The 21936-nt window shown below is 60.5% G+C and carries 23 protein-coding genes and 1 pseudogene; 14 read left to right on the forward strand and 10 right to left on the reverse strand.

Annotated elements, in window-relative coordinates; genetic code table 11:
* Positions 1 to 210: 210 nt before the first annotated feature.
* The 6 genes from Q0897_RS15215 to Q0897_RS15240 form a co-directional block, all read right to left on the reverse strand.
* Positions 211 to 765 carry a YetF domain-containing protein gene (locus Q0897_RS15215; protein ID WP_299310229.1) on the reverse strand — a complete coding sequence of 185 codons (555 nt, stop codon included), beginning with the start codon at positions 763 to 765 and terminating at the stop codon, positions 211 to 213.
* Positions 766 to 1025: 260 nt separating this feature from the next.
* A complete protein-coding gene (locus Q0897_RS15220; protein WP_299310230.1) occupies positions 1026 to 1640 on the reverse strand; it encodes a class I SAM-dependent methyltransferase in 615 nt (204 codons plus the stop codon).
* The gene (locus Q0897_RS15225) at positions 1630 to 2361 is read right to left on the reverse strand and encodes a PIG-L family deacetylase (RefSeq protein WP_299310231.1); all 732 of its coding nucleotides are present in this window, start codon (positions 2359 to 2361) and stop codon (positions 1630 to 1632) included. Before Q0897_RS15225 ends, Q0897_RS15220 begins: the two co-directional genes overlap by 11 nt.
* Positions 2358 to 3452 (reverse strand): acyl-CoA dehydrogenase family protein, encoded by a 1095-nt coding sequence (locus Q0897_RS15230; protein ID WP_299310232.1) that lies wholly within the window; start codon positions 3450 to 3452, stop codon positions 2358 to 2360. The genes Q0897_RS15225 and Q0897_RS15230 overlap by 4 nt, the downstream gene beginning before the upstream one ends.
* Positions 3445 to 4578, reverse strand: a complete 1134-nt coding sequence (locus Q0897_RS15235; RefSeq protein ID WP_299310233.1) for a glycosyltransferase — start codon at positions 4576 to 4578, stop codon at positions 3445 to 3447. The genes Q0897_RS15230 and Q0897_RS15235 overlap by 8 nt, the downstream gene beginning before the upstream one ends.
* Positions 4575 to 5069, reverse strand: coding sequence for a ferritin-like domain-containing protein (locus Q0897_RS15240; RefSeq protein ID WP_299310234.1), 495 nt, complete (start codon positions 5067 to 5069; stop codon positions 4575 to 4577). The genes Q0897_RS15235 and Q0897_RS15240 overlap by 4 nt, the downstream gene beginning before the upstream one ends.
* 298 nt (positions 5070 to 5367) lie before the next feature.
* Between Q0897_RS15240 and Q0897_RS15245 the strand changes: the two genes are divergently transcribed.
* The 5 genes and pseudogenes from Q0897_RS15245 to Q0897_RS16150 all read left to right on the forward strand — a co-directional run bounded on the left by Q0897_RS15245 (position 5368) and on the right by Q0897_RS16150 (position 9934).
* Positions 5368 to 7461, forward strand: a complete 2094-nt coding sequence (locus Q0897_RS15245) for a catalase (RefSeq protein WP_299310235.1) — start codon at positions 5368 to 5370, stop codon at positions 7459 to 7461.
* A gap of 17 nt (positions 7462 to 7478) precedes the next feature.
* A complete protein-coding gene (locus tag Q0897_RS15250) occupies positions 7479 to 8135 on the forward strand; it encodes an SRPBCC family protein (RefSeq protein WP_299310236.1) in 657 nt (218 codons plus the stop codon).
* The gene (locus tag Q0897_RS15255) at positions 8135 to 9328 is read left to right on the forward strand and encodes a zinc-dependent alcohol dehydrogenase (RefSeq protein ID WP_299310237.1); all 1194 of its coding nucleotides are present in this window, start codon (positions 8135 to 8137) and stop codon (positions 9326 to 9328) included. The genes Q0897_RS15250 and Q0897_RS15255 overlap by 1 nt, the downstream gene beginning before the upstream one ends.
* Positions 9325 to 9705 (forward strand): annotated as a pseudogene (locus Q0897_RS16145) (SDR family oxidoreductase); the annotation flags it as partial. The gene Q0897_RS15255 and the pseudogene Q0897_RS16145, both read left to right, overlap by 4 nt.
* A 106-nt stretch (positions 9706 to 9811) precedes the next feature.
* Complete coding sequence (locus Q0897_RS16150; protein ID WP_366519946.1) at positions 9812 to 9934, forward strand: hypothetical protein; 123 nt, start codon at positions 9812 to 9814, stop codon at positions 9932 to 9934.
* A gap of 398 nt (positions 9935 to 10332) precedes the next feature.
* On the opposite strand, the gene Q0897_RS15265 is transcribed toward Q0897_RS16150, so the two are convergent.
* A complete protein-coding gene (locus tag Q0897_RS15265; protein WP_299310238.1) occupies positions 10333 to 10830 on the reverse strand; it encodes a hypothetical protein in 498 nt (165 codons plus the stop codon).
* 104 nt (positions 10831 to 10934) lie between these two features.
* Here Q0897_RS15265 and Q0897_RS15270 point away from each other — a divergent pair, with 104 nt between their 5' ends.
* The 3 genes from Q0897_RS15270 (at position 10935) to Q0897_RS15280 (ending at position 13884) form a co-directional block, all read left to right on the forward strand.
* A complete protein-coding gene (locus Q0897_RS15270) occupies positions 10935 to 11714 on the forward strand; it encodes a hypothetical protein (protein WP_299310239.1) in 780 nt (259 codons plus the stop codon).
* Entirely contained in the window at positions 11693 to 12187 is a 495-nt protein-coding gene (locus Q0897_RS15275) for a hypothetical protein (protein ID WP_299310240.1), read from the forward strand. The genes Q0897_RS15270 and Q0897_RS15275 overlap by 22 nt, the downstream gene beginning before the upstream one ends.
* Positions 12188 to 12510: 323 nt before the next feature.
* Positions 12511 to 13884, forward strand: coding sequence for a transposase (locus Q0897_RS15280; protein ID WP_239806810.1), 1374 nt, complete (start codon positions 12511 to 12513; stop codon positions 13882 to 13884).
* A gap of 405 nt (positions 13885 to 14289) precedes the next feature.
* Here Q0897_RS15280 and Q0897_RS15285 read toward each other — a convergent pair whose 3' ends face one another.
* Positions 14290 to 14559, reverse strand: coding sequence for an usg protein (locus tag Q0897_RS15285; RefSeq protein WP_299310241.1), 270 nt, complete (start codon positions 14557 to 14559; stop codon positions 14290 to 14292).
* Entirely contained in the window at positions 14556 to 14789 is a 234-nt protein-coding gene (locus Q0897_RS15290; protein WP_299310242.1) for a hypothetical protein, read from the reverse strand. Before Q0897_RS15290 ends, Q0897_RS15285 begins: the two co-directional genes overlap by 4 nt.
* Positions 14790 to 15040: 251 nt before the next feature.
* Between Q0897_RS15290 and groES the strand changes: the two genes are divergently transcribed.
* The 5 genes from groES to Q0897_RS15315 all read left to right on the forward strand — a co-directional run bounded on the left by groES (position 15041) and on the right by Q0897_RS15315 (position 18713).
* Positions 15041 to 15355, forward strand: coding sequence for a co-chaperone GroES (gene groES / locus Q0897_RS15295; protein WP_299310243.1), 315 nt, complete (start codon positions 15041 to 15043; stop codon positions 15353 to 15355).
* A 57-nt stretch (positions 15356 to 15412) separates the two neighbouring features.
* Complete coding sequence (gene groL / locus Q0897_RS15300; protein WP_299310244.1) at positions 15413 to 17032, forward strand: chaperonin GroEL; 1620 nt, start codon at positions 15413 to 15415, stop codon at positions 17030 to 17032.
* A gap of 155 nt (positions 17033 to 17187) precedes the next feature.
* Positions 17188 to 17379 (forward strand): DUF465 domain-containing protein, encoded by a 192-nt coding sequence (locus tag Q0897_RS15305; RefSeq protein ID WP_299310245.1) that lies wholly within the window; start codon positions 17188 to 17190, stop codon positions 17377 to 17379.
* A gap of 251 nt (positions 17380 to 17630) precedes the next feature.
* Complete coding sequence (locus Q0897_RS15310) at positions 17631 to 18107, forward strand: Hsp20 family protein (protein WP_299310248.1); 477 nt, start codon at positions 17631 to 17633, stop codon at positions 18105 to 18107.
* Positions 18108 to 18212: 105 nt separating this feature from the next.
* The gene (locus tag Q0897_RS15315; protein WP_299310246.1) at positions 18213 to 18713 is read left to right on the forward strand and encodes an Hsp20/alpha crystallin family protein; all 501 of its coding nucleotides are present in this window, start codon (positions 18213 to 18215) and stop codon (positions 18711 to 18713) included.
* 50 nt (positions 18714 to 18763) lie between these two features.
* Here the strand turns inward: Q0897_RS15315 and Q0897_RS15320 are convergent, their stop codons facing one another.
* Entirely contained in the window at positions 18764 to 19834 is a 1071-nt protein-coding gene (locus Q0897_RS15320; protein WP_299310247.1) for a trypsin-like peptidase domain-containing protein, read from the reverse strand.
* 280 nt (positions 19835 to 20114) lie between these two features.
* Here Q0897_RS15320 and Q0897_RS15325 point away from each other — a divergent pair, with 280 nt between their 5' ends.
* A complete protein-coding gene (locus Q0897_RS15325; protein WP_239806810.1) occupies positions 20115 to 21488 on the forward strand; it encodes a transposase in 1374 nt (457 codons plus the stop codon).
* The last annotated feature ends 448 nt before the right edge of the window (positions 21489 to 21936 follow it).

Raw genomic sequence — 21936 nt, forward strand, 5'->3', positions numbered from 1 at the left:
TCTTCTTAGGCTGTAATTCGGGCGCCAAGCTGAACTGCAGTTATTTTGGTGAAGCGGCTCGACGGCTCTTGGGCCGGTTGCAGACAGTCCGGTTTTGGGTTCGCCACATCCCGAAGCTGCACTTCACCTAACGACTCGTCCGTTCAGCCAATGCGGGATCGGCAGATCGATAACGCGGCAACCGTCGAACGAGACTACCGAAACGCGAGGTCACTTTTGGCGAGTGGTATGGTGTTTCTCTGGACCGTAGCAACAGTCGACCTCTTTCAAGACTTCTTCGGTCGGTCCGGCCTCGCCCGATATGATCGAGATATCCCCGGTACTTTCCAAGACCATCGAGCGAACATTGGATAGGTCGTGAATACCTTGCAGGCGAATTTCATAAAGGACGTCGCTTTCGCTCACGCGCGTTTTGGCAAGCGCGCCTTCCAGTATCTTACCGTCGTGCATCAGCAGAACTGGATCGTTCTCGATCATAAGCTGGAAGGTCCGCGATCCGCGGCGTAGCCGCGCCAACATCAATTGCGCTATCAGCAAGGCGAGGATTGCGCTCAATGCTTGAACCAACGCCGTCCATTCGGTGACGGTTGCTGCCGAGGCGAGCAGCGAACCGGTCGCGAGCGTAATGACGAAATCGAAGGCCGTCATCTTCGAGAATGTGCGCAGACCGATCACGCGCACGACAAGAATGACCCAGACAAGCGTAATAAGGCCAAGCGCCACTCCGCGAATTATTGCATCGGGATAGTCGCTCAGTCCGAACATGCTTCAATTTCCTCGAGTTTCGGTGTGTGGAGGTTGCGGTGGGTTTTAGCCCGCACGTAACAGACCGCGGCGCATCTGGTAACCGCGTGGTGCTCCGGTGATCGATCCCAAGGGGCTTTCGTTCTCCGAATTCACCTATGATATTTACCTGAGCTATGGCGGTAGGCCGGTCGGAAGGAGACTGTCGGCCTATCCTTGGGCGACCGACCAAAGCTGCCCTCAGCAAACGATCCCGTCGCGGCCATCGGCAGTAGCTCGCACTAAGCCTTCGGACGCTCCGGAGTAGCCTCTTCCCGAGCGAAAGGCTTCTGCAGGCGGTCGATGCGATATTGTGGCTGAACTTCACTCGCCGCGCTGAGCCATGGCGATGCCTCTGCGAAGATAAGGCGCGCACTCTTTCCATCCACCGGCAGGTCGTTGGGTCCGGTCCAGTTGACCAGCAGGCATACGCCATCTTGGGAAAGACTTTGCCAAGCAAGGTTCGCGACCCGCGCAATCTCTTTGCGCGAGAGAAAGTAGAGGATCTCGGAGAATATGATCAGGTCGAAGGTTCCTTCCGGCCATTCCCGGGGAACTTCGGCTCGGACGAGCGATACGTGGTTGAGATCGGCGAGGCGCGATTCTGCCAGCCGCAGAGCGGCAGACGAGACGTCGATGCCCAAAACCGCGTCGCACACGCTCGCCAGTTCCGCCGTCAGCACCCCATTGGCGCATCCGACCTCCAGCGCACGCTCGAACTGATAAGGAAAAAGCATCGCCAGCGTCGCACGCCGTTTGGCCGCCTCGTACGCCTTGCTCTCGAAGCCCCATGGGTCGGGGTCGGCCACGAAGAGAGCATCGAACGTCTCCCGCCGGTCCGACGGATCATCTTTCATGGATGAAGACCTCGGGATGGCTCGCGAAGTGCTCGAACAATGCGGGCGGCATAGTAAAGCCTGCCGGATCGTCGTCGATCAGGTCGGTCATTTGGGAGGCATAGGCGTCCATCGCGTCGCACTTCGCACGGTGAAACCGGCTATCGAAGAACAGGCCCAAGCGGTCCGGCACGGGACGCTCGCCGAAGCGCCCCCACACCGCGAAGCTCCAGAGCGCAGCGCCCGTTAGGTCGGAGAGCATCCGCGCCACGATGGCAGCAGTCCGGTGATCGCAATGCGGATCCCCAAGCCATGTCGACCAGATCGAGGCCGCATTCGCAACGCAGCGGTGGTCCAGAAGGCGATCGACGAGCTGGGAGGCGCTTTCGTCCGTCGTCTTGCCATCGGGTAGATGCGCTCGGACCACGGGAAGCGATTTGTCGGGAGCGAGCGCCGTCAACGCATTATCGAACTCGGCCGCTCGCACCGCAACACGCCGCGCAGTGCTGAATTTGCGTGAGGCGGGGTGCGAGCCTTCGCCGTCGGTCAGCAACAGGATGGCGACCTCACGTCCCTCGGCGACCGCTGCCGCCAGTGCCATGCCGCAGCCCAGTGTCTCGTCGTCCGGATGCGGGGCGATGATCAGCAAGCGGCCCGGCGGAGCCAGCGCTTCGAGAGACACGCGCCCGACTGACCGGGCGGCGCGCAGAACCGAGCCTTCGGGCAGAGTGGGAACGCTCATAGCTGTTCGGCACGTGCGGCCATCGCTGCCAATGTTTCGGCCGCTCTGGCGCGTTTCGCGTCGGGTACGGCCTGGCACAGGAACAGACGCAGGTCCCTCATCATGCGGTAAACGAACGAGCCTTCGACATGCGCCGCCATGCCGAGCGCGCGCTCGGCATTCTCAATCACCAGTCGGCACGTATCCTCGGTCACCTCACGTGCGAGTAAGGATAACGCAGCCTTGTGGCCCGCAGCTCCGTCCGCTTCGACCTCATCGGCAGCACGCAGCAGCCAGAGCCGAGCCGATTCTATCGCGATCGCGCTGGCAACGATACGGCCCTGCTGGTTCGGATCATCGGCACGCTTGCGGTCGGTCAGTTGCCCCAGCATCCCATGATACAGCGCTTCGGCGCCGCCGAGATGGGCCGCGCAGTAGCGCCAAATACCGCCCTCGAAATGAGGTTCGCGCAGGTAGTCCCCCGGGGTGCCAATCAGCGCATCGTCGCGGACGCTGACCCCTGAGAACTGGTATCGACCAGATTGGGTGGCACGCATCCCACCCATCGACCAAGCCGAATAATCGCACCGCTCAGGCTCGTTTGCCGGGACGAGCAGCAACTGCTGGCTTTCCGCCGTCGCGACAGTGACCATTGCCTGCCCGACGAGCCCAAGGCCGGAGGCGAAGCGCTTGGCTCCAGTTAACGCCACCTCGTCCCCGCGACGATCGAAGTCGAGCGGTTCGGCGGGATCATCGGCACCCCACACGCCAAGAAGCGCGCCTTCTTCGATTGCTTTCGCCGCATTGCTCGCGGTGCCCTCGCTGCCATACAGCGCGATCAGCTTGACGGCGTTCATGTGGCCTTCGAACAACCTTGCGAGCGACAGATTGGCCCGGCCTAGTGCGCGCAATGCATCGAAGGCATCGCGCGTTCCGGCTGGTTCGCAGCCCCAGCCTTCGCCGCCCCACCGTTTGGGCAAGCAGGCGCGAAGCCAGCCGCGTTCGGCCAACAGCGAAACCTCTTCGGCAAGCGAACCCCCGGTGCAATCCGAGGCTGGAGCCAGTTGGCGAACCGCCGTCTGGAGCTCTCCTGTCGAAGCTGCGTCAAGCATCGCCCAAACCGTAACTAGCCGCAAGCTTGCGCGCGATCTGCAATTCGCGTTGCACGGCGCTGAACGTCATTGGGGCAGAGGGCTTAGGGGGCGTATGAAACCTCGGGCTAGCCCCGCCGATTATCTCCATCGACAAAGTCGCTTCCTCGTGCAGGAGCCGAACCGGCTTCAGGCGTGAATCGCATTCCGGATCGGCGGAAAGCGCCCTTTCCGCCAAGGTATCGCCGCATCCCCCCAATGCCCGTGCGGTAAGGCGGGCGGACGTGCGGGTGCCGAAATTCTCCATCGCCTTGACCGCGAACCCCGCCCCGATCATCGCATCGCACAGAGCGCGATCTTCCCCGACGGGAGGGGTCGGCAAGCCGCCGAGCCTGAGATAGCTCGATGCCTTAATGACAAGGCTCGCGCCGGAAGGTCGGAAGGCCAAGGTAGACGCCTGTCCCCGGGTCCAGTACCGCCAGAGGCGGTCGCACAGGTCGAGATAGGCGCGCTCGGCATCGCCAACTTCGCGGACTTGCGCCGGCAGCGCGGACAGCTCGGCATCATCAAGCAAGACATCCTCGCATATGAGATCATAACCTTCCGACAGGAGGCGGAGCCCCTTATCGATCCAGCCCTTGCCCACCATCGTGTCGGCATCGGTGGTGAAGAGAGCACCCTGGGGCTCCGCCCGCGCCGCCATGTCGAGCGCGAGCCTGCGGGAATGCGGTGCGTTGCAGATCGTGCGATCGAAGGACACCTCAACCGCAAGGAACGACCAGCCCTCTCGCAAAGCCCATCGCTCGATCAGCTCGGGCGAAGCATCGCTTGTATCGTTCAGCACGAACACCGCGCATCCAGCGGCAGGTGTGCAGTGCATGGCAGCGGAAAGTGCCTCGAGCGTGGCCGGAAGGCGGCTTTCCTCGTTGCGTACCGGAATGGCGATCGCGAAGTCGCAACCGCACTTCAGTGAGCCCGAGAACCCCGTTAACTCCGCTTTGCCGATAAACGGCGGGCTCGCAAGAAGGGCAGCAAGTTGGGCTTCGTCCGTCGATGCCGGCCCCAGACCCAGTCCTTCGCGTGAAAGGTCTGGCACGGAGAGTAGGGGCCGGACCTCATCGTGCCCGACCCCGCCCAGTGCAGTCATTTCGCCGCCAAGTTTAAGCTGCGTTCGGCGAGATCGCTCAGGTTCTCATCGGTGTCGTAGATGTCTTCGGTGATTGCATCGAGTTTGGCGACATGGTCGCTCTTGCCCAGCGCTTCGGCGAAGGCCTTTGTGGTGCCAAAGCCGCAGATGCCGTAATGGCACATCCGCTGATACTGGGCGACAATCACGACGTCGCGCACGTTATCGTCGGAGATGTCGGCATCGAGAGCGTGCTTGCGGGCTTCTTTCACAAGGCCGTCCATACCCTTGCAGTGCTCCTTCTCGTCGACCCCGCAATCATCGAGCAGCTCCTTGATCGTCTTGGTGTGCTTGGCAATACCCTCGGCACCCTTCTCTAGCCTCTTCTTCAGTGTGGCATCACTAGCCTTGCTCGCCAATTCGTGCACGACCTTTTCCATCTGGTCATTGGCAGACCACAGGTCGGCCAGTTCTTCGGTGTAACATTCAGAGAGGTTTTCGGGAGCGGACATAGGCTGTTCCTTCAATCGTGGCTCGCGCTCGCGACAGATTTCGCAAGCGTGAATGATAAGAATGACGCACGTATTCGTTCCCAAACCGGGGAAGACAATCTTCTGAGATTATCAAATGTTAGTCGGTCCGCCAAGAAAGGCCCGTCAAAACGCAACCAAATTTAATGCATCTCTAAAGTTGATATTTGTTATCGGCCGAATTTTTTGACGTGCACGCAGTTATTTTTTGGCGGGAGTGCAACCCTTGGCGAAGGGCGCCGTTAAGGTGGGGATAGAACCCCCAAAATTGGAGCACTCAATGGCCAAAGAACTCAACCTGTCGGACGGCGGAGCCAACCATCAGAAGCCCAAGGGTGACGATGACGTGATGACCACCGCGCAGGGTCATCCGATTGCGGACGATCAGAACTGGCTGACCGCCGGGCCGCGCGGGCCGCAGCTTCTCGAAGACCAGATTGCGCGCGAGAAAATCTTCCATTTCGACCACGAACGCATTCCCGAGCGGGTGGTTCATGCCCGCGGGTATGGCGTGCATGGCCACTTCGAGCTTAAGAAAGCGATCCCGCAATATTCACGGGCGCGGATCTTCAATGAAGAGGGTGTCAAAGTGCCCACCTTCACGCGCTTCTCCACCGTGGCGGGCAACAAGGGTTCGCCCGACCTGGCGCGCGACGTGAGGGGGTTCGCAACCAAGTTCTACACGCAGGAGGGCAACTGGGACCTCGTCGGCAACAACATTCCCGTGTTCTTCATCCAGGATGCGATAAAGTTCCCCGACCTGGTCCACGCTGCCAAGCCCGCGCCCGATCGCGGCTTCCCGCAGGCGCAGACCGCGCATGACAATTTCTGGGACTTCATCAGCCTCAGCCCCGAGGCGATGAACATGGTCATGTGGATCATGTCCGACCGCACGATCCCGCGGTCTTTCCGCTTCATGGAAGGCTTCGGCGTGCACACCTTCCGACTGGTCAACGAAAAGGGCGAGAGCCACTTCGTCAAGTTCCACTGGAAGCCGAAGCTGGGCCTGCAATCGGTCATCTGGAACGAGGCGCTCAAGGTCAACGGGATGGACCCCGACTTCCATCGCCGCGACATGTGGGATGCGATCGATGCGGGCGATTTCCCGCAGTGGGATCTGGGCATCCAGGTGTTCGACGAGGAATTCGCCGAAAAGTTCGAATTCGACGTGCTCGACGCGACCAAGATCATCCCCGAGGAACAGGTGCCGGTGGAGATCATTGGCACCCTGACGCTCGATGCCAATGTCGACAATTTCTTCGCCGAGACCGAGCAGGTCGCCTTCTGCACGCAGAACCTCGTGCCAGGCATCGACCATTCGGACGATCCGTTGCTGCAGGGCCGCAATTTCAGCTATCTCGATACGCAGCTCAAGCGGCTCGGCGGGCCCAACTTCACCCATTTGCCGATCAATGCGCCCAAATGCCCCGTGCGGCATTTCCAGCAGGACGGGCACATGGCGATGCATAATCCCAAGGGCCGCGTGAATTACGAACCCAACAGCTGGGGCAGCGGCGATGGCGCAGACGTGGATCCCGGTCCGCGCGCGTCGGCCGAACGCGGTTTCCAGTCCTATCCGGCCGAGATCAGTGGCGCCAAGGTGCGCGAGCGCAGCCCGACCTTTGCCGACCACTACAGCCAGGCGAGGCAGTTCTACATCTCGCAGACCCCGGTCGAGCAGACGCATATGGCAAACGCGCTTACCTTCGAGCTGTCGAAGGTCCAGCGAATGGATATCCGCAAGCGCATGGTCGGCCATCTGCGGCATATCGACAAAGGACTGGCGCAGGACGTCGCCGACGGTATCGGCCTGACCGAACTGCCCGAGAAGGTGCCTTTCGCACGCAAGCCGATTACCGACCTGCCGGAAAGCCCCGCGCTCTCGATCCTCAAGAACGGCCCCGGCAAGTTCAAGGGCCGCAAGCTGGGCATCTACATCGCCGAAGGCGCCGATGCCGGTGTTGTCAAGGCGCTGAAGGATGCCGCGACCGGCGCAGGCGGCATGGTCGAAATCGTTGCGCCGCACGTGGCCGGTGCCAAGCTGTCCGACGGCAAGATGATGGAAGCCGACGAGAAGATCGATGGCGGTCCTTCGGTCACCTACGATGCGGTGGCCGTGGTGATGAGCGAGGCTTCGGCAAAGCGCTATAACACCGACAAGCCGAGCATCGACTTTGTCAACGATGCCTTCGCCCATGCGAAGTTCGTCGCCTATGTTCCTGAGGTCAAGCCGCTCTTCGAGACGGCCGGCGTGTGGAACTGGATGGACGACGGCTTCGTCGATGTCTCCTCGGGGAAGGATGCGGCCAGCGCCTTCATCAAGAAATGCGGCGAACTGCGCTTCTGGGACCGCGAGAGCGTCAAGCAGGACTGAGTGGGAAGGAGACCGAAATGAAAAACAATCGAGAAATCAGCATGGCGGGAAGCGTCGCCGCCGCGGGCGTGGCGCTTGGCGCTCTGGCCTTCGGTGCCTTCCTCTCCCGACGACACGACGGCGGCAGCGATGATGCGCCGAAGAACGCCCGCCGGAAAAACCATGGCGAGCATGCGCTGGTGGGGCGCACCGTCACCATCCGCAAGCCCGCCGCGGAGCTCTACGCCTACTGGCGGGATTTCGGAAACCTGCCCGAGTTCATGGAGAACGTCGAGCGGATCACCGAAGAAGGCGGCACGAAGGGCCGTGCGAACTGGACGATTAAGGCGCCCGCCGGGACGACGGTTGATCTGACAACCGAGGTCACCGACGATGTCGAGAACAATCGGATTGCTTGGGCGTCGGTCGAAGGCTCCGATATCGAAACCACCGGCGAGGTGACCTTTACCGAGGCGCCCGGCGATCGCGGCACCCGCGTTTCGCTGCGGATCGAATACGATGCACCTGGCGGTGCAATCGGGCGCGGGATTGCCAAGGCCTTTCTGCGCGAACCCGAAGTTCAGGCCCGGCACGACCTCAAGCGTTTCAAGATGCTGATGGAAACGGGCGAGATCGCCACGTCCGCCCATCGCAAGAGCGAAACGCGTAAAGCAAAACAGCAGGAGAACGGATAATGCGTGCACTCACATGGCACGGAACGCACGACGTCCGCGTGGACACAGTTCCCGATCCCGAAATCATTAATCCGCGCGACGCAATCCTCAAGATTACCTCGACGGCGATCTGCGGCTCGGACCTGCACCTGTATGACGGCGTCATCCCCGGCGTGCTACCCGGCGATGTGCTCGGACATGAATTCATGGGCGAGGTCGTGGAGACGGGGAAAGACAGCACTCTGAAGAAGGGCCAGCGCGTAGTGGTGCCCTTCACAATCAGCTGCGGCGGCTGCTTCCATTGCCAGATCAAGCAATATTCCGCGTGTGAGAATTCCAACCCTGCCGAAAAGCAGGACATGTCGGCAACGCTATACGGCCATCCGATGGCTGCGCTGTTCGGCTATTCGCACCTGACGGGCGGCTATTCGGGCGGCCAGGCCGAATATGTCCGCGTGCCGTTTTCCGATGTTGGGCCGATCGTGATCCCCGACCATCTCGAGGATGAGAAGGTGCTGTTCCTTTCCGATATCCTTCCGACCGGCTGGATGGGGGCGGAAAATGCGGACATCCAGCCCGATGATACGGTAGCTGTGTGGGGCTGCGGCCCGGTGGGGCTGTTCGCGATCCAGTCCGCCATCATCATGGGCGCGAGCAAGGTGATCGCGATCGATCACTATCCGCACCGGCTCGAACTGGCCAAGAAGCTCGGCGCGGAGGTGATCAACTTCAAGACCACCGAAGTGCGCGAGGCACTGATGGAAATGTCGGGCGGGATCGGTGTCGACGCGGTGATCGATGCGGTCGGCATGGAATCGCACGGCTTCGCGGTCGACAACATGCTCGACATGGTCAAACAGACCGTCGGCATGGGCGCAGACCGCGCAGCAGCGCTCAAGCAGGCGATCCTCGCGGTTCGCACCGGCGGGCGCGTCTCGATACCCGGCGTGTATGGCGGGATGACCGACAAGTTCCCACTGGGCGCTTTGATGGAAAAAGGGCTGCAGGTGCGCGCAGGCCAGACGCACGTTCAGCGTTACACCAAGCCGCTGCTCGATAAGATCGAGGATGGTACCATCGACACCACCTTCCTGATCTCGCACCGCTTGCCGCTCGAAGACGCCGCGCGCGGTTACAAAAACTTCCGGGAAGAGCAGGACAGCTGGACCAAGGTCGTTCTCAAGCCCGGCTTGGAAATGGAGAAGGCTGCATGAGCAAGAACCCGATCGACAAGCTTAGCGGTTTCTGCGTGGTTACCGGCGGGTCCAGCGGGATCGGGTTCGAACTCGCCAAGCTCGCTGCCGAAGATGGATGCGACCTATTGATCGTGGCCGACCGCGATCTGGAGCCTGCCGGAGCGACGCTGCGCGATTGCGGCGCCGCTTCGGTCAAGAGGATCGAGGCCGACCTCGGCACCGAAAAGGGGATCGAAAACCTGATGAACAAGATTGGCGAGCGCGATGTCGACGTGTTGGTCGCCAACGCAGGCCACGGCTTCGGCGACGCATTCTTTCTTCAGCAATGGAAGGACGTCGCGCATGTGATCGACACGAACATCAAGGGCACGGTGTCGCTGGTGCACAAGGTCGGCGCGCGCATGGTCCTGCGCGAACAGGGGCGCATCCTGGTGACCGGGTCGATTGCGGGCCACATTCCCCGGCGCGTATCAGGTGGTCTACAATTCGACCAAGGCCTTCGTGAACGATTTCTGCGTAGGCTTGGCGAACGAGATCAAGCACACCGACGTCGTGGTTTCCTGCCTGATGCCCGGCGTGACCGATTCGCAGTTCTTCGAGCGCGCCGGGATGGAAGACACGTAGGCCGGGCAGATGGACCACAAGTCCGATCCGGCAAAGGTCGCGCACGCTGGCTATCTCGCGCTTCTCAAAGGCGAGACGCAAGGGGTTAGCGGCATTATCAACAAGCTGCAGGACCTGTTCGCCGACATTCTCCCAGACGAACTGGTCGCGCAAATGCACCGACGCCTAGCGCAGCCCGAACGCTAGTCTTGGCGAAAACGTTTCTCACAGAGCTAGCCGCGAATTATTGAATATTATGGCACAGCATCTGCCTCCAACTTTGACATTGTTTGCCTGATGGCCTCACACAGGTGCTCCTGTCGGAACGTCGGCGGCGCATTCTCCTGACAGTCGCCATCGAGGGTGCGCATCTTTCTCCGACAGAAGATGCGAGAAACCCCGCCGCGCGAAAGGCATATTCAAGCGATGGCCAACGACGAAGAAGCAACGCGAAGGCTCATCGGCGAGGGAGCGTGCGCGATAAAACCGTTCCCGCGATACGGCTCACCATCTTTTAGCACCTCGATCGCCAGAAGCGCGTCACTGTAGCGATCGGCGAGGGCGGCGGGCGGTGCAAAGAGGTTTTGCAACGTGTCGCCCCGCAAGTGCTCCAGCAAGGTGGAAGTATCGACCGCGTGGTCGACGAACGCCCCCGGCATGTGGCCAAAGGCCGGCAGCACGATGCGAGCGGCGACTAGCCGTTGCCAGATGAAATTCAGCGGCCCCGTCTTGTAAGACTCTCCACCGCAGATGAGCGCTTCGAATAGCTCAAGCGAGAAGTAGCCGGACTCAGAAAGCTTCAGTGTCTCGGATGAGTTCGGCCGGTGGTGAAAGCTGAGCCCCTTCGCGCTGAGAGCATGATACTCGGAGGGCTCGTTGAACATCAGCCGTAGCCGTTGCTCAGTCAGGCGGATCATCGCTGCTGTGGGCGGGTCGAGGTAGGGATGGGGTCTCATTCCGCGCTCGATCCGGTATTGCCGGAGCGATTACAAGCTCCAATCCCCGCCGCGCGATCGACCTAATGCTGGCGGCCATGTTCTGCCAACGCCACCCCGATCGGCGGCAGCACAGCTTGATGTATAGTCAGCCGGGAGGGTCCCTCTTCAGGGGCGGCGGTGCCGGCTTTCAGGTGCACTACGACATTCGCGGACTGCTTCAGGCTGCACTCTTCATGCGTCGGAACGCCGCGCCGCACTTGAGGTCTTTGGCCGTCGCTGACGTCGAAAAGGTGCTCACCGACTTCATCAGCGACAACTTCTGGATCATCGGCAACGAGGCATGGGACGGGTGTCTTCTAGGGCCCGGCCAAGCAAACGATGCACCCTTCTCGGCGTTTGTTGCAGAGGCCACGAAGGAGCGTCTGGCCGAAGCGATATTGGCGTCTGATCTGTTTATCGAGCCTCGCCATCTCTTCGCTTTCCCATTGGTGGTCGTACGCGTCGATCAGGAGTTCGATTGCCCGGACTTCTTCCTTGTTAAACCCAAAGGGTTGACACTGGGTCGATTGCCACCGGGCTATGTCGCCGCCGATCTTCAGGTGGAAAGCTTCCCGCCCTTTCGGCGCTGGGATGGTGTTCGCAATTCTCCGGCGTCATGGCTCGGCGTGCGGGCTGGTACGCTAGAGGTGGCGAAGCGGAACCGGGCGGCCATCTTAGGCGCGGTCGCGCTCTTACCTCACCGGCTGGAACGCTATCTCTTCACCGGCCGAAAGTTGTTCGGCGGCCTCTCAACCTTCAACGGCTCGCTGAGCATGACGAGTAGCGACCCTCATCGCCCGCCTTGTCTGAAGACATTGTCATAGGAAGCGCGGATCACGCGTGGCTGGCTGTGCTGGCGCAAAAGATCGTCTCGCCGATAAAGGTCGACAAGCGCCAGATGCGAGCGCTGGAGTATTTCTACCGCGCTTGGGTGCCCGATCCGACGCGCCGGTTCCCAACCCTGTTCGGGGCGCTCGATGCGATTTACGGCGACGCCGGCAGGGCTACGTTGAGCGTCATCGATGCTGTCGGGCCAGTCATGGGTCCGGTCTACGATTATGAGCGGCTGAAGCGGCTGCTCGGCCTGCGGGCGAGCGTTATCCACGGGGGTGCTCCGAACGTCTACGAGTCCAGCGACTATCATCGATACTACGAGCGCTATGAGGAAGACGCGACGCGCGATCTTGAGGTCATCGTGGCTAGGTGCCTTCAGGCGGTGATTTTCGGATCGGCAATGCAGGAGCGGCCCCATACCCACGCCGCGCTGATGAAGCCGCACACTGGACGGGACATCTAGGCTTCGGATCGCCGCGGACCAGCCATGATCTGCTTTGCCTGCATGCCAACGTGTGCGAGCAAGCCGCGGCCATCGCCGATGGGCTTTGACAGTTCGAAACGGAGGATGAAGACCTGAAGATGATCCAGATGCTCGGTATGCGCACCTCTGCGAGCAGCACGGCACAAAAGCTGCCGTCCGCTCTATTTGGATGAACGGCCGCTTTCAGGTCGCGTTGACGACTCTTCGAATGACCGAGATTGGGGCGTATTCTGTTGAAAAACTCCGCTTGCAGATCGGCTAACCTGCTGATTCAGTGATCCTCACGAGCAGGAGATATGCTGATGATGGGCGAGCGGACGGTGATGCAGGAGGCGCTGTTCTACAGCTTCCGCATCGAGGATCATGTTCCGGGCGATCACCTGCTGCGTTCGATCGACCGGTTCGTTGATCTCGATGGCATACGCGAGCACCTGAAGCCGTTTTATAGTTCGACCGGTCGACCATCAATCGATCCCGAGCTGATGATCCGGATGCTGATAATCGGCTATTGCATGGGCATCCGGTCGGAACGGCGGCTGTGCGAGGAGGTGCACCTCAACCTCGCCTATCGCTGGTTCTGTCGTCTCGATCTCGATGGGGCGGTGCCCGACCACTCGACCTTCTCGAAGAACCGACACGGGCGGTTTCGCGACAGCGATCTCTTGCGCCAGCTGTTCGAGATGACCGTCGAGCGCTGCATGGCCGAGGGACTGGTGGGTGCCGAGGGCTTTGCGGTCGATGCCAGCCTGATCCGCGCCGATGTCCACCGCCAGCGTTCGGTGCCGGGCGAGGAAGGGCTGCCGCCCAAGGCCGCGGGGCGGGCGGTTGCCGAGTATCTGGAGGTACTCGACGATGCAGCCTTTGGCGGATCAACGCCAGTAACGCCCAAGCGGATCAACCTGACCGACCCGGCAGCGCGGTGGACCGCAGCTACGCGCGAGCGGGCCTTCTACGCCTACTCGACCAATTACCTCATCGATCTCGACCACGCGGTCATCGTCGATGTCGAAGCAACGACCGCGATCCGCCAGGCCGAGGTGCTCGCCCAGCGTCGGATGATCGAACGCACGCAGGAGCGGTTCGGCCTTTGGCCCGAGAAGCTGGTTGCCGATACCGCCTACGGCTCCGCGCCGAACCTGGCCTGGCTGGTCGAAGACCGAGGTATCGAGCCGCATATCCCGGTGTTCGAAAAATCCGCGCGCAACGATGGCACGTTCGCCCGATCGGACTTCATCTACGACCACGAGGACGACAACTATATCTGCCCGGGCGGCAATCGCCTGCGACGGTCTAACCGCAACTTTAGCACCCCGCGCAGCGGTGTCGATAAGGATGGATCAATCCGCTACCGCGCGCGGCAGCAGGACTGCCAAGCCTGCACCTTCCGGCAGCTCTGCACGCCGAACATGGCCGCGCGCAAGGTGACCCGCTCGATTCACGAAGGCGCGCGCGATATGGCCCGCGATATCGCCACGACCGATGCATACCTCGTCTCATCCCGGCAGCGGAAGAAGGTCGAAATGCTGTTCGCCCATCTCAAACGCATCCTCAAGCTGGACCGCTTGCGCCTGCGCGGTCCGAACGGAGCCAAAGACGAGTTCCACCTCGCAGCCGCAGCCCAAAACCTCCGCAAACTCGCCAAGATGAAGCCGATCCCGGGCCTCGCACTCAGCTGAGAGAAGCGGCAAGTCCGCTAACCTGCTGGCAGCCGCAATCCTCTGCCCGCAACAGCAGCGACTTCTTCAACAGAATAGGGGCGCAAAGCAGACATTGATCTCGCCCAATTTTCAAGAGGAGAAACTCAGTTTCGAGTCCCGAAAAAGCTACGTCGCTGATCGCTCAATTTATTGCAGCGTAATCAGAAAGCTGTTCCCATCCGGTGCCGGGGCCCGCAGCTGGGCCCGCATAAATTCCGAGCTTGCCGCCTCAATGAATAATTTGATCGGACACCGACTGGCAGATTTCAGTGCGAGAAAATGGGAAAGCTGTCAATCAAGTGGGCGAAGGTTACCAGATTTCTAGGTAGCATTCCATTTCCATAAGCATGAATCCGAGCCTGCAGGCGCAATCGCCCGGCAGGACTACTCCCAGGAAATCACCCCGTCGGCAGAACGCCAGCTCGCTGGCCGGATCATCTTTTCGTGTGCGATACGGAGTGACCTGATCTCCGCTTCGATCTCGCGCCGCCAATGCGCGAGGAAGTCGAACAGCACCGGAAAATCCGGTGCTGCATCATATTCCTGCCAGGCGTAGATCTGCAGGAGCGAGGGATGATCGGGCATGAAATAGCAGATTTCTGCCGTGGTCAGCCCGTATCCGTCCAGCTGAACCAGGAAAGCGCGATCGGTCATTGCAGCGTGGGCTGGCTGCCCGGGCCGTCGAGCGAGCGCAGCGCCGCGAAAACATCATCAACGGAAACCGGACTTTTGAGTTCGGGGGGCTGGCGCATCGCCGGCTGGTTTTCGACGGTATGCCGATCGGACGCCCAGGAAGCCAGGATGGCTCGCTTCACTTCGGGCTCAAGCGAGGGATGATGCGCTAGATCGAATGGATGCAAATATCGTGCGAATGGTTGCGACATAGGAAAATCCTCCTTTCTGCCTTGCCGCTGGTGACTCACTGCGGATTGCTCCGCTCGACGTATTTTGTGAGTCGATTTCAGACCGTCAAGACCCTGATAAGGCTTCCGGAAAGCGCCCATTGGCAGTCGCAATCGGCGAGTGATTTGGACCTCTTGAAGCCGTGTCCAGCAAGACTAGATCGCGAAATGCCTCCTGCCGATCATCCGGGGGAGGCGCTGTAAGTCATTTCGCTTTGTAATGGAGGTTATGCATGCATTTCCGACCTTTGCACGATCGCGTGCTGGTTCGCCGTATCGAGGCCGAAGAAAAGACGGCCGGCGGCATTATCATCCCTGACACCGCCAAGGAAAAGCCGATGGAAGGCGAAGTCGTCGCCGTTGGCCCGGGCGCGCGTGACGATGCCGGGAAGCTGGTGGAACTCGCCGTCAAGGCGGGCGACCGCATCCTGTTCGGCAAGTGGTCCGGCACCGAAGTGCGGATCGACGGCGAGGACCTGCTCATTATGAAGGAGAGCGACATCCTCGGCATCATCGAAATCAACGCCGAACTCAAGAAGGCGGCGTAAGCACAAAACGTTCAATCTTCTGTTCAACCGAAAGAAGCATAGGAAGGAGCAGGCCAGATGGCTGCGAAGGAAGTAAAATTTGCGTCGGATGCGCGTGATCGCATGCTCCGCGGCGTGGATACGCTTGCAAATGCGGTCAAGGTAACTCTCGGCCCCAAGGGCCGCAACGTGGTGATCGAGAAGAGCTTCGGTGCCCCTCGTATCACCAAGGATGGCGTCACTGTCGCCAAGGAAATCGAACTCAAGGACAAGTTCGAAAACATGGGCGCCCAGATGCTACGCGAAGTCGCCAGCAAGCAGAACGACAAGGCGGGTGACGGCACCACCACCGCCACCGTTCTTGCCCAGGCCATCGTGCGCGAAGGTACCAAGGCGGTTGCTGCCGGCATGAACCCGATGGACCTGAAGCGCGGTATCGACCTCGCCGTCGGCACCGTGGTCAACGACCTCGAAAGCCATGCCAAGAAGGTGTCCGCCAACAGCGAAATCGCACAGGTCGCGACCATTTCCGCCAATGGCGACGAGACCGTCGGTCGCATCCTTGCCGAAGCAATGGACAAAGTCGGCAACGAAGGCGTGATCACGGTCGAGGAAGCCAAGAGCCTCGAAACCGAGCTTGAAACGGTCGAGGGCATGCAATTCGATCGCGGCTATCTCTCGCCCTACTTCGTGACCAACGCTGAAAAGCTGAACGTGGAACTCGAGGATCCCTACATCCTCATCCATGAGAAGAAGCTGTCGAACCTGCAGGCGCTGATCCCGCTGCTCGAACAGGTCGTGCAATCGGGCAAGCCTTTGCTGATCATCGCGGAGGATGTCGAAGGCGAAGCCCTGGCAACCCTGGTGGTCAACAAGCTGCGCGGCGGCCTCAAGGTCGCGACGGTCAAGGCACCCGGCTTCGGCGACCGCCGCAAGGCCATGCTGGAGGATATTGCTATCCTCACCGCCGGCAATGTGGTCAGCGAGGAACTCGGCACCAAGCTGGAAAATGTCACGGTCGGCATGCTCGGCCGGGCCAAGAAGGTCATCATCGACAAGGACAACACCACCATCGTCGATGGTGCCGGTAACAAGGCCGACATCGACGCCCGGGTAAGTCAGATCCGCGCCCAGATCGAGACTACGACCAGCGACTACGATCGTGAGAAGCTGCAGGAACGCGTGGCCAAGCTGGCTGGCGGCGTTGCCGTCATCCGCGTGGGCGGTGCCACCGAAGTCGAGGTCAAGGAGCGCAAGGATCGTGTCGACGACGCGCTGCACGCAACCCGTGCGGCCGTTGAGGAAGGCATCCTGCCGGGTGGCGGTATCGCCTTGCTCCGCGCGCTCAAGTCGCTCGAAGGCCTTAAGGTTGCCAACGACGACCAGCAGTCGGGTATCGACATTGTGCGCCGTGCGCTGCGCGCCCCGGCTCGCCAGATTGCCGAGAACGCGGGTGAGGACGGTGCCTATATCGTCGGCAAGCTGCTCGAAGGCGACGACTATAACCACGGCTTCAACGCCGCGACCGGCGAATATGAAGATCTGGTGAAGTCGGGTGTCATCGATCCGGCAAAGGTGGTGCGCACTGCGCTGCAGGACGCTGCTTCGGTTGCCTCGCTGCTGATCACCACCGAGGCGCTGGTGGCCGAACTGCCCAAGGAAGACACGCCCGCACCGATGCCGGCGATGGACTTCTAACAGGGTGAGGAGAGCGCGGCATCAAGCTGCGCTCTCCCAACCTCCACGCACGGCTGGCGGCAGTGTTGCCTAGCGTCTCCACACGCCCTCTTGAGAGGGGCAGTCTCCGAAAATGGCGTTGTCAGAAAATCGGTCGAATGAGAGAGGAGGAGATAATGACCGACAGGTATCTGGACTATCTTTCACGCGAACATGCTCGGCTCGAGAACGAAATCCGGCTGGAAAGCAAACGACCCAAGCCTGACGAAGTTCTGATTGCCCGCCTGAAGAAGCTCAAACTGGCGCTCAAGGACCAGATGCAAAGCTGGGCTTCCGATCACGCGAGCAGCGATCGGCTGACCGCGTAAACGGACTAGAACCAAACATATTCTCTCTTGGAAGAAGGCCAGGCGCACCTGTATCGGTGTGCCTGGTTTTCTCTTGCAAGATACTGAAAACACGAAGATAAAAAAATTTATCCGGTCTTGAAATCAATTGCGCATTTCCTAATTTCGCTAATACCGGATGCCATAATGGGTCCGGTTGGACATTAGGGCGTCAGCTCTTTCGTTCGCTGACGCTTCTCGTGCCCAGATTGCTCAACAAGGAGGATTTGGAAATGAGAACTGCATTTGATTTGACCCCCTATCGCCGCTCGACGGTCGGCTTTGATCGGCTCTTTGATGCGCTCGAAAACAGCTTCCGTGCTGAGACGCAGGACAGCTACCCACCCTTCGACATCGTCCGAACCAGCGAGGACAGCTACCGGATCACTCTGGCGGTGGCCGGCTTCCGTCCGGACGAAATCGACATCACTGCACAGCAGAACCAGCTCGTCATCTCCGGTCAGAAGACCGAGAAGGACGAAGACGGTGTCGAATTCGTTCATCGCGGTATCGCTGCCCGTGCGTTCGAGCGCCGGTTCCAGCTGGCCGACTATGTCGAAGTGCGCGATGCGGACTATGAGCACGGCATGTTGACGATTTCGCTCCAGCGGATCGTCCCGGAATCGCTCAAGCCGCGCAAGATCGCCATCGGAAGCCGCGAGCATGGCAATGACGACACGCCGCAGCTGACTGAAGACAAGGCGGCCTAAGCCTCAATCATGGGGCGAATCCTCGGTGGGGTGGGTGCAATCGCACCTGCCCCGCTTGATGGGGATTTTTGCCCAAACCAGTCGGATATAAGGAGGTAAGTCGAGATGGCTATTCGCGATCTCATTCCCTGGAAAAGCCAGGGCCAGGACATTGCTCCCCGGCAGGAGGAGCGGGTCGATCATCCGGTGATGTCGCTTCATCGGGATATCAATCGCTTGTTCGACGACATGTTTCGCGGGTTTTCCATGCCGTCGCTGCCGTCCATCGGACGCAGCCTTGGCTGGCCGCGGCTCGAATTGTCGGAAACCGACAAGGAAATCCGGGTCACGGCCGAGTTGCCGGGCATGGAAGAAAAGGACATCGAAATCAGCCTGGACGATCACCAACTGGTGATCAGGGGCGAAAAGAAGTCCGAAACCAGCGACGAGGAACGCGGCTATTCCGAACGCAGCTATGGCCGCTTCGAGCGTCGCATCGGCCTGCCTTCGCAGATCGACGAGGACAAGGTTGAGGCGGCCTTCCGCAATGGTGTTCTGACCGTTACGGTTCCGCGCACCGCAGAAGCGGCAAAGGGACGCAAGACGATCCCGATCAACGCCGGTTAATGGCAGCCGTGAGGGTCGGTCCTACCAGTGGACCGGCCCTTCTTCTTGCATCAGCTTCCCGGTTCGAGTTCGAGCCTGGCTGTTCGCTCTTCGCCGCCGCGCATCAGCGTAAGTTCGACGCTTTGTCCGACCCGAAAATCGTCAAGCCGGGCGAGCAGATCGCCGACTCTGGAAACGGGTTTGCCGTTCAGAGCGGTAACGATGTCCCCTGGAGCGACCCCGCGCCTTGTGCGCTGGGCAGCAACCAGACCGGCGCGCTCTGCAGATGACCCGGGATCGACCCGCAGGACAAAAACGCCCTCGATCCCCGAGGCGCGCTTGAGCCGGTCGTTTATATCGTCATCGCTTTCAACGCCAAGGCTGGGCCGCGTATAGCGCCCCTCGGAAATGAGCTGCGGTACAACGCGCATGACCGTATCGACCGGCACGGCAAAGCCGATCCCGGCCGATGCCCCGGAAGGACTATAGATCGCTGTATTGATCCCGATCAGTCGGCCCGCGGAATCCAACAGCGGACCACCCGAATTACCGGGATTTATGGCGGCATCGGTCTGGATGAGGTGCCGAATGTCGGGACCATTCTCATTCGGCAGCGAACGATCCAGCGCCGAAACGATGCCCTTGGTCAGGGTCCAGTCCAGTCCGAACGGGTTTCCGATTGCGAAAACATTCTGTCCGACCTGCAGGTCGCTGCTTGTCCCGATTGGCACCCGCGCGGGCGCAGTGAAGCCCGCACCGCCTATTTTCAGGACAGCAAGATCGTGTTGTGGGCTAACACCGACCAGCGTGGCGGAAAACTGGCGACCGTCGGCAAGCTGGATTTGCGCTTCGGAGGCGCCCTCGATGACATGGAAATTGGTCACAATATGGCCTGCCTCGTCCCATACGAGACCCGAGCCCGATCCGCGCGGCACGCTATAGATATTGCGTGTCCAGAAATCGGCCACCCGCTGCCGGGTGGAAATGAACACGACTGAATCGCGCGCATTGCGAAACAGGTCGATAGTGGCGCGTTCGTCCGCGCCAAGATCGCCCCGCGCAGTGACGACGCGTGGTTCGGCCACCGGGGCGGATTGGTTGATCAAGAGGGCTGCTGAGGCGGCGAGAAGAAAGACGTTCATGATGATCAGAACCACTATCCACGGACGCGCATATGACATTGGCTTCGTCAACGTTTGTCTCATCATGGATAAATAGCGCCGGTTGTGCCAGGATCAACGCAATGCCAACCATCATCGAACATCAGCGGCGCGCATAACTAGAGCAAGCTACCTGTTGGCTTTCAGGGATCGTTTGTTAGAGCCTGAACGTCCGACATGAGGGCGTATTCTGTTGAAAAACTCCGCTTGCAGATCGGCTAACCTGCTGATTCAGTGATCCTCACGAGCAGGAGATATGCTGATGATGGGCGAGCGGACGGTGATGCAGGAGGCGCTGTTCTACAGCTTCCGCATCGAGGATCATGTTCCGGGCGATCACCTGCTGCGTTCGATCGACCGGTTCGTTGATCTCGATGGCATACGCGAGCACCTGAAGCCGTTTTATAGTTCGACCGGTCGACCATCAATCGATCCCGAGCTGATGATCCGGATGCTGATAATCGGCTATTGCATGGGCATCCGGTCGGAACGGCGGCTGTGCGAGGAGGTGCACCTCAACCTCGCCTATCGCTGGTTCTGTCGTCTCGATCTCGATGGGGCGGTGCCCGACCACTCGACCTTCTCGAAGAACCGACACGGGCGGTTTCGCGACAGCGATCTCTTGCGCCAGCTGTTCGAGATGACCGTCGAGCGCTGCATGGCCGAGGGACTGGTGGGTGCCGAGGGCTTTGCGGTCGATGCCAGCCTGATCCGCGCCGATGTCCACCGCCAGCGTTCGGTGCCGGGCGAGGAAGGGCTGCCGCCCAAGGCCGCGGGGCGGGCGGTTGCCGAGTATCTGGAGGTACTCGACGATGCAGCCTTTGGCGGATCAACGCCAGTAACGCCCAAGCGGATCAACCTGACCGACCCGGCAGCGCGGTGGACCGCAGCTACGCGCGAGCGGGCCTTCTACGCCTACTCGACCAATTACCTCATCGATCTCGACCACGCGGTCATCGTCGATGTCGAAGCAACGACCGCGATCCGCCAGGCCGAGGTGCTCGCCCAGCGTCGGATGATCGAACGCACGCAGGAGCGGTTCGGCCTTTGGCCCGAGAAGCTGGTTGCCGATACCGCCTACGGCTCCGCGCCGAACCTGGCCTGGCTGGTCGAAGACCGAGGTATCGAGCCGCATATCCCGGTGTTCGAAAAATCCGCGCGCAACGATGGCACGTTCGCCCGATCGGACTTCATCTACGACCACGAGGACGACAACTATATCTGCCCGGGCGGCAATCGCCTGCGACGGTCTAACCGCAACTTTAGCACCCCGCGCAGCGGTGTCGATAAGGATGGATCAATCCGCTACCGCGCGCGGCAGCAGGACTGCCAAGCCTGCACCTTCCGGCAGCTCTGCACGCCGAACATGGCCGCGCGCAAGGTGACCCGCTCGATTCACGAAGGCGCGCGCGATATGGCCCGCGATATCGCCACGACCGATGCATACCTCGTCTCATCCCGGCAGCGGAAGAAGGTCGAAATGCTGTTCGCCCATCTCAAACGCATCCTCAAGCTGGACCGCTTGCGCCTGCGCGGTCCGAACGGAGCCAAAGACGAGTTCCACCTCGCAGCCGCAGCCCAAAACCTCCGCAAACTCGCCAAGATGAAGCCGATCCCGGGCCTCGCACTCAGCTGAGAGAAGCGGCAAGTCCGCTAACCTGCTGGCAGCCGCAATCCTCTGCCCGCAACAGCAGCGACTTCTTCAACAGAATAAGGGCGCAAAGAAGACATTGAACTACCTTGCCATTCGAAGCCGCTGAGACAATTCCGAGTCCTGAAAAAGCTACGTCGATGACCGCCCAACTTTTTGCAGCGCAATCAGAAAGCTGGCTCCGTGCGGTGTCGGGGCCCGCAGTTTAGCCCGCATAATTTCTGAGGCTCTAATGACTGACGGGGGGCCGTCTGTCGACGGTCAGCTATCGGAAGATAGAACCGACGAAGCGGTCGCTCACAAGCACCGGCGCAACGGCGATAGTGACGTGACCCCCTGATTTTCCTCCAAGTTGGATTAGAGTCCGGCCCTGACAGAAGGACGGACGAGATGAAGAGAACGAGGTTTTCAGAAGAGCAGATCATCGGAGTTC

Source organism: uncultured Croceicoccus sp., assembly GCF_947496385.1.
Classification (GTDB): Bacteria; Pseudomonadota; Alphaproteobacteria; order Sphingomonadales; family Sphingomonadaceae; genus Croceicoccus.